Here is a 7,094-nt window from a genome sequence, read left to right as displayed (position 1 = left end):
TTGTCGGAGATCTCGTAGCGTCCTGCCATGGGTCACCTATGCTGCTGTGGCATAGGTGACATTAGCAAATTCAAGTTTTCGGACAAAGCCTAGGCCCATCGCCCGCGCGCCGTCCACCTTATAAATGAAGTGCCATGTAAATCGATGCGAAAGCACGCTAGATTAGGGAGCACTAAAGCGTGTTTCCCCCAAGGAAGGGGTGTGATCCACATCGGATCACGGCTGCCAGGAAGGTGGTGCCCGCCAGGGCCTCACCCGGCGGTAGCGTGGGGCGGCATTTATCGGCACGACATTTGTAGGGTTGTTGTCTGCTTTCGACCCAAAGCGGTCGTCTTGGCATGAGTGCTTCAGAGCTTTAAGAGGTCACTAAAATAAAATAATAGTGTTAACCGTTAAATTTAGGAGTTGGTAAAAATTGCGTATATGTTATCTACGAGTGGAGAATTTTCGCGGAATAAAGGAAGCAACAATCTTGCTTCCAAACCATGCTGTCTTGATTGGAGATAACAATACCGGAAAAACCACGTTACTTGAGGCGATCGACCTTGCTCTTGGTCCGGACCGTCTCAATCGAATGCCGCCGATTGACGAGCACGACTTTTTTCAGGGGCAATATCTTCCCACTCGAATCGAAGCCGAAGTGGTTGACGATAAAACAGAGCCCGAAGCGAATGGTGAAGTGAACACAGTTCCTGCGGAGGAGCTGATCGCCGTTGGCACGGAGGTTGAAGAGGCGCCGACCATTCGCATTGACGTAACAGTTGTCGACCTTAACGATGAACAAAAGGCTCACTTCGGAGACGTAATTGAATTTTGGGATAATGAACAGTGCAAACTCTATGAGCAACCGAATCCAGAAGGCGTAGATCCTGGGCATATCTCTGAGGCTATACGGGTAACTTTTCTCGGTTGGTACGAGCCTGAGGAAGACGACTTTCAGGCGAAGACTTTCTTTACGCGTAGCCTGACGGAAGCTGAAAGCGGCCAACCCTTCAGGAAAACAGACAAGCAGCGATGTGGCTTCCTCTATCTTCGCTCGCTCCGGACCGGATCGCGAGCTCTGAGCCTCGAACGGGGCAGTCTGCTTGACATCATCTTGCGGCTAAAAGAGCTTCGCCCGCAGATGTGGGAGGCGACACTCTCGCATCTGGCTGATTATGATGTTGCTAGTGACCCGGCGCTCGGCATCTCTGGTGTCCTAGATAGCATCAACGCCTCTCTCAAGAAATATGTCCCGAAGGAGTGGGGAATTCAGCCCCACCTCAAGGTGTCCAACCTCACACGAGACCATCTACGTAAGGTCATAACAGCGTTTATCGCGACGGGCGACGGAGATCACGCTGCCCCTTTTTATCGGCAGGGGACTGGAACGCTGAACATGCTTGTGCTGGCGATGCTCTCCCAGATCGCCGAAGACAAGCAGAACGTCATCTTTGCCATGGAAGAGCCCGAGACAGCGATACCGCCTTATGCGCAGAAACGTATTGTTCACGAAGTTCGAAAGCTCTCAGCCCAAACGATCTTTACGTCACACTCTCCGTACGTTCTTGAAGAGTTTCAGAATGAAGAAACTATCGTGCTTCGCCGTGAGGCGGATGGCGCTCTCAGCCAAGCTGAGATTACGTTGCCAGAAAGTGTCAAGCTCAAAAGATATCGACAAGAATTCCGTACCCGGTTCTGTGAGGGACTTCTTGCGCGTCGAATCCTGATTGCCGAGGGCGCGACAGAAACCCAGTCTTTTCCAGTAGTCTGTCGGCGACTCGCCGAGATTGACCCTGGAAAGTACGCCTCGCTTGAAGCTCTGGGTATATGCATCATCGATGCGGGGACTGACACGCAGATTGCCGATCTCGCCACGCTATATAAAAGCCTTGGAAAGCGCGTCTTCGGCTTATGCGACAATCAGGATGCGACAGCGGAGAAGGCGATCGCGGACAAAGTCGAAGTCCTATTCATGCACGATGAGCATGGATTTGAAGACTTGGTGCTTAAGAACACTACCGAAGATGCCCTCAAGCGCTATGCCGCAGCAGTGACTTGGCCGCAGCACCTTCAGCACAAGCATCCGAGTCCGGAAGATGACATTTATACGGCCCTGGGGGATTTGTTTAAATGGGGTAAAGCAAACTGGATAGCTGCGGACTTCTTGGCGCAGTGCACAGAGGCCGAAATTCCACAATGGCTTCGAGATAAAGCTGCAGAGCTTAAAGCTCTCTGTGATCCACCATCAGCAGCGGATGTAACCGCTGAAATTTGTGAAGACGCAGAGCAACAGCCTATCGAAGTGGAAGCGGATGGCGATGGAGCTAACTGAGAAGCAACGCGAGATACTAGCGGCAGACGGACATGTGCTGGTTACCGGAGGGCCGGGCTCTGGCAAGACCACAATCTCAATTCTAAAAGCAGCGAAAGCGGTTGACGAAGCGCTAAGCCCTGAGCAGCGTGTTCTTTTCCTCAGCTTCGCTCGTGCAACTGTTTCTCGCGTAGCGGAAGCCATACAACATGAACATCAATTGCCGCCCGAGCAACGCAAACGGATAGAGGTGGAAACCTATCATTCGTTCTTTTGGCGGACTATCAAGACTCACGGCTACCTGCTGGGTCTGCCACGTCGGCTCACACTTCTTCCGCCTCCTGCCGAAGCCATCGCTCTTTCTTCTATAAGGAGCGAACTGGGCGCTGATTCGAAGTTGGATGATGAGGGCATCACCGAGAAGAGGCAGCGAGAATACGCTGAAAGAGAGCGGTTAGCGATGGAAGATGGCCGTGTGTGCTTTGATCTCTTCGCTCGTTACACTGGTCGCATTCTTCACGATAGCGAGCGTATTTGCAAACTCGTCGCCAACATGTTTCCTGTGATCGTCCTTGACGAGTTTCAGGACACCAACGCTGATCAGTGGTACGTAGTGCAAGCCCTAGGTCAACATTGTAGGTTGGTTGCCCTGGCGGATCCAGAGCAGCGTATCTACGATTTTCAGGGGGCCGATCCCGAACGACTGGATCACTTCCGTGATGAGTTTTCCCCGACTGAAATCGATCTTAGCGACGATAATCACCGAAGTGCTGGGACCGAGATCGCGTTATTCGGAAATGAAATATTGCGTGGCAGATTCACGCAGGATAGGTATGCCGGTATTTACCGGTTATGCTACCCGCCGAATGGCGATAAAGCTATCACGGAACTCGTAAAATGCGTCTATAAGTCACGCGCCCGTCTGGTGAAGAGCGGTAAGAAGGATTGGTCCTTGGCTATCCTCGTTCCAACGAAAAAGATGACTCGTCTTGTTGCCGATAAGCTGCGGACACCCCCAGCCGGAATGACACCTGTACAGCATTCTTCGGTTTTAGAGATCGAAGGTGCCATTCTCGGGGCAGAACTCATTGCCTTCCTTATACAGCCACCCTCAGGTGATCAGCATCTTTCCCGTTTTGTCGATCTTTTCTGCAACTATTTCCAGGGGCGAGGCGGGGACAAACCTACTCAGGGCGACCTTAATACAGCCCAAAAAATTCGTGACGCGTACGCAGACTACTTGGAGCGTCTTTCTCAGGATAAGGCGATCCGAGGCAATAGCCTTCTCGTCGCTACTTTTGCCACTTACAACAAGGCGCGAGCCTTATATCTAACAGGAAATCCTGAAATTGATTGGCGTGCGATGCGCGCCCTACTTGAGAGTGGGAACTGCTCACGGCTTCAGGGGCTAGCTCACGAGGTTAGAAATTTGAGATTGCTGGATCGAGGTACCCAGCTTCGTCAGGGGTTGGCGGAAGACTGGCGGACGAATGGGGCTTACACCAACGCAACTTCAATTGTGCATCAAGCCTTCATTCAGGAGCATTTTTCTTCAAGTAAAAAGCCTGAGACTGGTGTTGTCGTGATGAACATGCACAAGGCAAAGGGAAAGCAATTTGATGAAGTTATCATTTTTGAAGGATGGCCTAGAATTGCAAAAAAGAAAATTGTTGCGAACCTGGACCGCATAGTGCGTTCCAATGCCTATGAATACGATGATGACCAAGCACGACAGAACTTCCGTGTCAGCGTGACACGCGGAAGGTCACGGACAATAATCCTCACTCCCAGTAATGATCCTTGCATTCTTTTGCTCAATCGAGAGTGAGCCTATGACGGAGGAAGTGCTCTAGCCCACAAGGACGATGGTTAGGCGATTTACCTCTACATGAAGAAGTGATAGATGAGCGGATATGCTGCGGATTACTGCTCAGAAAAGCTTTTAACTGAACCGGCGTTTCTGTCTGCGTCCAAAGTTGTTCGTTTAAGCTAGTCATTATATTAAAATGCGCTGAAAGTCCGCTCTTGGCCGAAAGTTTCCCTTGAGTAGGGCAGCTATCCCACTGATGGTGATTTTTGGTCTTGTACAATAATGAATATCCATTTTTTACTTTTTAGGTGCAGGCGTGTCGCGGCTCGAGTCTGATGGCGACGATCGGTTCTTCTGCGGAGGCAGCGGGAAGCTGCGAACCGTCCGCTGGCTCAGGTGAGTCTCCGCGGCCTAATCCCCCGTCGACGCCAAATGCCAGTCATCGATGTGGCCTCAGGGGCGAGGTTAGCCGAAGCCTTGCGTCCAGGGCGAGCATGAAGTGGACTACGCTATCTAATAGCCTGATCGCCGACCTCGACAGGACCGGCCGGACCACATCGAGCGCGGCGCAAGGGGGCGAATGTCGTTTTGGCATCCTACGTGTCGGGCCGTGCAGTGACGCAGGGAGGAACCATGGCTGCGATTGAGCACTACGACGTGATCTGCATCGGCGGCGGCTCTGGTCTGACTGCCGCCTATTTCGGGCAGCAGAACGGCAAGTCGATCGCGCTGGTCGATGACCGTCCCGACCAGCTCGGCGGCACCTGCTTGAATCGCGGCTGCATCCCGACGAAGGGCCTGATTCAGGCTGCCGAGGTGATGCAGACAATCCGGCACGCCGCGGATTTTGGTATCCACCTGGATCAGTCGTCGGTTCGCGTCGACTTCCAGGCCGTTCTCGACAAGGTCCGCCAGCGGCGCGTGGACGACGCCGCTGGAGTGCGCCGCTGGGTGGAGAGCGCCTTCACCCCTTACTATGGCCGGGCGCGTTTTGTGGGTGACAAGCTGATCGAGATGGAGGACGGGCGCCGGCTGACCGGCGAGCGGATCTTCATCGCTGCGGGCGCGCGCCCCGCGATCCCGCCGATCCCCGGGCTGGCGGAGAGCGGGTACCTCACCAACGAGTCCGTCATCTTCGACCTCACCGAACAGCCCGAACACCTGATCATCCTCGGCGGCGGCTACATCGGCTGCGAGTTTGCTCATTTTTTCTCCGCCTTGGGCACCCGCGTAACGGTGATCGACCATTCCGAATGCTTGCTGGCCGAAGACGACGACGTGCGGGCGTTGTTCACGCAGGAGCTTGCCAAGCGGGTGGAGCTCGTGCTGCAAGCCGAGGCACGCCAGGCGCTGGTGCGCGACGGGCAGTGTGGCCTGATCGTTGCCACCGACGACGGCGAACGTACCGTGCTGGGCGATCGGCTCCTGGTGGCCACCGGTCGGCGTCCCAACACCGATGGGCTCGCACTGGAGAAGACGGGGGTCGAGCTTAATGACCGCGGCTTCGTGGTGGTCGACGACGGGCTGCGGACCACGCACCCCGACATCTATGCCTATGGCGACGTCATCGGGCAGGGGATGTTCAAGCACACCTCGAGCTACGAAGGTGAGCTTGCCTACCGCAACGCGCACGGTGCCTCCCTTGCTGTCGACTACACCGCCAACCCGCACGCCGTGTTCAGCAATCCGCAGATCGGCTCGGTCGGGCTGACCGAGCGTGCCTGTCGCGACCAGGGCCTCGATTACACCGTGGCCAGGAAGCATTATGCTGATTTCGCCAAGGGCAAGATCGTCGGTTCACCACCGGGCTTTGCGAAACTCCTGGTCGAGAAGGGCAGTGACCGGATCCTGGGCTTCCATATGATCGGCCCCCAGGCAGCCGATCTGATTCACGAGGTGGTGGTCGCCATGAACACCCCGGGGGCCAAGGCGCAACGAGTGCGCGACAGTATCCACGTCCACCCGACGCTCGCCGAGTTGGTCAAGCAGGTGTTCGATGCCACCGCGTAGGAGCCAGTCAGCGCTGTGGTTCCCGGTAAAGTGCGATGAACTAAAAAATGAGGGGGAGACTCCCTAATTCTCTGATATCGAGAACTCTGTCGGGGCTGAACTTGAAATTATAAAAATATCAATAAATTCTGAATGGCTGCTCTTGGCCGAATGGGGAAAGTTATTCTATCCTGATGGTGAGGGTCAAGCAGCTTTACGCACCAAAGAGAACGCCTTGCAGGTTGTAATTCAGTTTTCCATTGACATAGGAGAAGTCCATGCAAGATATAAGCCGACTTGAAGTTGGCATGACCACAAAGATTGGCACGGATCAGGTGAAGAAGCCTGAGGTAGGCAGGGAGTATGTCCGGGCGCTCGACTCCAATACTTGGCTCCTGTTTACCGAAGATCCGGCCGAGGATCGACCAGTTGTTGTTCGCATCGATAGCATTGATGGTGATGTGTGCTACTGTACGGTTACTAGAAAGCTAAGTTGATAGTTGCTCTAATCTTTATTCCCGCTATCGCCTGGTCTGACTAGACTAGCGTGCCAGTCTTCGCAATGACGTCAGTTCTCGGCGGCGATACAATCTGCGCTCAGACCAACGACTGGCCGCCCTTCATTTGCATGCGGACGGCGCTTAAACGCGGTTAGCGTCATCCCGGCTTATTCATGAGGGCGTCCTGAAAACGAAGATGGCGAGTGGTTTTCTCTTGTAGAATCAAGATGTTCCTGCCAGAACACGATTCAAGAGGACCACTCGCCATGGGTGAAACCCTAACGACCTGGTCGCCCTCGTGCAACGGCTCTGTCCGTGTCGAGCTGAGCGGCCACCGCACCACCAGCGACAGCGGCGCTCTCCTGCTGCGTGAAACCCTCGACAACAGTGGCGTGATCGAGGCGCTCGAAGACAATCTGGTCGATCGACGCCACCCGCTGCGTATCCGCCACTCGTTGGCCAGTCAGCTGCGCACCTTGGTCATGCAGCGGGCGATGGGCTG

At 54.5% G+C, this 7,094-nt stretch carries 5 protein-coding genes; all 5 read left to right on the top strand.

The window, feature by feature from the left end; genetic code table 11:
- The first annotated feature begins 415 nt into the window (after positions 1 to 415).
- The gene (locus BM388_RS17285; RefSeq protein ID WP_089852457.1) at positions 416 to 2,314 is read left to right on the top strand and encodes an ATP-dependent nuclease; all 1,899 of its coding nucleotides are present in this window, start codon (positions 416 to 418) and stop codon (positions 2,312 to 2,314) included.
- The gene (locus BM388_RS17280) at positions 2,295 to 4,121 is read left to right on the top strand and encodes a UvrD-helicase domain-containing protein (RefSeq protein ID WP_217641105.1); all 1,827 of its coding nucleotides are present in this window, start codon (positions 2,295 to 2,297) and stop codon (positions 4,119 to 4,121) included. Before BM388_RS17285 ends, BM388_RS17280 begins: the two co-directional genes overlap by 20 nt.
- 615 nt (positions 4,122 to 4,736) lie before the next feature.
- Positions 4,737 to 6,113, top strand: coding sequence for a dihydrolipoyl dehydrogenase family protein (locus BM388_RS17275; RefSeq protein ID WP_089852455.1), 1,377 nt, complete (start codon positions 4,737 to 4,739; stop codon positions 6,111 to 6,113).
- Positions 6,114 to 6,370: 257 nt separating this feature from the next.
- Positions 6,371 to 6,589 carry a hypothetical protein gene (locus BM388_RS17745; RefSeq protein ID WP_139233989.1) on the top strand — a complete coding sequence of 73 codons (219 nt, stop codon included), beginning with the start codon at positions 6,371 to 6,373 and terminating at the stop codon, positions 6,587 to 6,589.
- Positions 6,590 to 6,819: 230 nt separating this feature from the next.
- A partial coding sequence (locus tag BM388_RS17270; protein ID WP_175535036.1) for a transposase occupies positions 6,820 to 7,094 on the top strand: 275 nt, incomplete at its 3' end.

The organism is Halomonas saccharevitans, assembly GCF_900116405.1.
GTDB classification, from domain to species: Bacteria; Pseudomonadota; Gammaproteobacteria; order Pseudomonadales; family Halomonadaceae; genus Halomonas; species Halomonas saccharevitans.
The sequence above is the reverse complement of the archived record's forward strand: the minus strand, read 5'-3'. Positions and strand labels throughout refer to the sequence as shown.

Excerpts from the sequence above, each read along its gene's own strand:
- BM388_RS17280 (WP_217641105.1), top strand. The coding sequence starts at position 2,295 with ATGGCGATGGAGCTAACTGAGAAGCAACGCGAGATACTAGCGGCAGAC.
- BM388_RS17275 (WP_089852455.1), top strand. The coding sequence starts at position 4,737 with ATGGCTGCGATTGAGCACTACGACGTGATCTGCATCGGCGGCGGCTCT.
- BM388_RS17745 (WP_139233989.1), top strand. The coding sequence starts at position 6,371 with ATGCAAGATATAAGCCGACTTGAAGTTGGCATGACCACAAAGATTGGC.